Source organism: Streptomyces verrucosisporus, from assembly GCF_017114865.1.
Classification (GTDB): domain Bacteria; phylum Actinomycetota; class Actinomycetes; order Streptomycetales; family Streptomycetaceae; genus Streptomyces; species Streptomyces fenghuangensis.
The window spans coordinates 1-2039 of record NZ_JADEYH010000068.1; the positions used below are offsets into that span (position 1 = coordinate 1).

Annotated in this window: 2 protein-coding genes; both read right to left on the reverse strand. The window is 70.4% G+C overall.

The window, feature by feature from the left end:
* Positions 1-7 precede the first annotated feature (7 nt).
* Positions 8-919 (reverse strand): methylenetetrahydrofolate reductase [NAD(P)H], encoded by a 912-nt coding sequence (metF, locus tag IQ279_RS27440; protein WP_206352026.1) that lies wholly within the window; start codon positions 917-919, stop codon positions 8-10.
* Complete coding sequence (locus IQ279_RS27445; RefSeq protein ID WP_206352027.1) at positions 916-1899, reverse strand: carbohydrate kinase family protein; 984 nt, start codon at positions 1897-1899, stop codon at positions 916-918. Before IQ279_RS27445 ends, metF begins: the two co-directional genes overlap by 4 nt.
* Positions 1900-2039: the final 140 nt, after the last annotated feature.

Sequence of the window (2039 nt, forward strand, 5' to 3'; positions counted from 1 at the left end):
GGTGAACTCAACTGACACGGAGACTCCTTGCGCTCAGTACGTTGCGGTGGATGTCCAGGGCCGCCGTGGACTTGTTCAGCGTGATGTAGTGCAGACCCGGGGCGCCCTCGGCCAGCAGGCGCCCGGCCATGGCGGTGGCGTGCTCGACACCGATCCGGTGGCCGGCCGCGGGATCGTCACGGACCGCCTCTAGACTGTGCGCGAGGTCCTCGGGGAACGCGGCGTGCGACAGTTCCGCGAAGCGGCGGATCTGGCGGACGTCGACGGCCGGCATGATCTCCGGGATGATCGGGATGTCGCAGCCCGCGGCGCAGACGCGGTCTCGCAGCCTCAGATAGTCCTCGGGGTCGAAGAACATCTGGGTGATCGCGTAGTCCGCGCCCGCACGGCACTTGGCGACGAAGTGCCGGATGTCACTGTCCCAGTCCGGCGAACGCGGGTGCCTTTCCGGGAAGGCCGCGACGCCGATGGTGAAGTCCCCCAGGGACCGGACCAGTTCGACCAGCTCGTATGCATGGGTAAGGCCTTCCGGGTGCGGGATCCAGGGGCCGTTCGGATCACCTGGCGGATCGCCGCGCAGGACCAGTACGTCACGGATTCCCGCGTCGGCGTACTGGCCGATGATACGGCGCAGTTCGAGGACCGAGTGCCCCACGGCGGTCAGATGGGCCACCGGCCGCAAGGTCGTCTCGGCCCTGACCCGCCGCGTCACCTCGATGGTCCGCTCACGCGAGGATCCGCCTGCCCCGTAGGTGACGGACACGAAGTCGGGAGCGAGCGCCTCGACCCGGCGGATCGCCCGCCACAGTGTCCGCTCGCCCTGAGCGGTCCTGGGCGGGAAGAACTCGAACGAGAACGTGGGGGATGTGTCCGTCGACGCGGGCCTCCCGGCCTGCCCGCAGCACTCCCCGGGAGTCACGGCACCTGCACGAGCCGCGACTCCAGGGCACGGGCCAGATCGCCGCCGTACACCTGCTCGACGCGGGCGACCAGGTCCGACGGGCTGAGCTTGTACTCCTGGGTACCGCCGGACTCCAGCACGGTGGTGGCCATGGCACAGCCGAGCCGGGCCGCCTGCTCCTGCGGCCAGCCCCATGCCGTTCCCGCGAGGAACCCGGAACGGAAGGCGTCTCCGGCGCCCGTGGGGTCGGAGATCTCCTCCGCGGGTACGGCGGGGATCCGCGACACCGGTTCGCCCGACCTGGCAAGCGCCACTCCGGCACCACCCAGCGTGGTGATCCAGGTGCCGACCCGGCTCAGCAGGTGATCCTCCGTCCATCCGGTGCGTTCCAGAAGCAGGGCCGCCTCGTACTCGTTGGTGAACAGCCACCCCGCACCGTGCACGAGTTGACGCGTCTGGTCGCGGTCCAGGCGGGCGAGCTGCTGGGAGGGGTCGGCGGCGACGGGGATGCCGAGCCTGTGCGCCGTAGCGGTGTGCCGCAGCATGGCGGCGGGATCGTCGGCTCCGACCAGGACGAGCGCGGGTGTACCGGTACGTTCGGCGACCGCGGCCAGATCGATCCTGGAGGCCTCGGCCATGGCGCCGGCGTAGAAGGTGGCGATCTGGTTCTGGTCGTTGTCGGTGGTGCACACGAAGCGGGCGGTGTGCAGGTCCTCGCTGACCCGGACCTGGGACGTGTCGACGCCGTTCGCCCGCAGCCAGGCGCCGTACTCGGCGAAGTCGACTCCCGCCGCACCGACCAGAATCGGGTCGAGGCCCAGCAGGCCGAGGCCGAAGGCGATGTTGGCGCCGACGCCTCCTCGGCGCACTTGGAGCCGGTCGGCGAGGAAGGAGAGGGAGACCCGCTCCAACTGCTCCTCGATCAGATGCTCGGCGAAGCGTCCGGGGTACACCATCAGATGGTCGGTCGCTATCGATCCGCTCACGGCGATGCGCATGGGCAGCGCTCCTTGATCCTGAGACGGGATGGGCGGTGGAACGGCCGGGGCGGGGGGAGCGGTACGCGGTCCGGCGCACCGCCGCCCGTCGTACCGGGCCCTGCCCCGGCTCCGTGCTGTCAGCCCGCTGCCACTGCCTT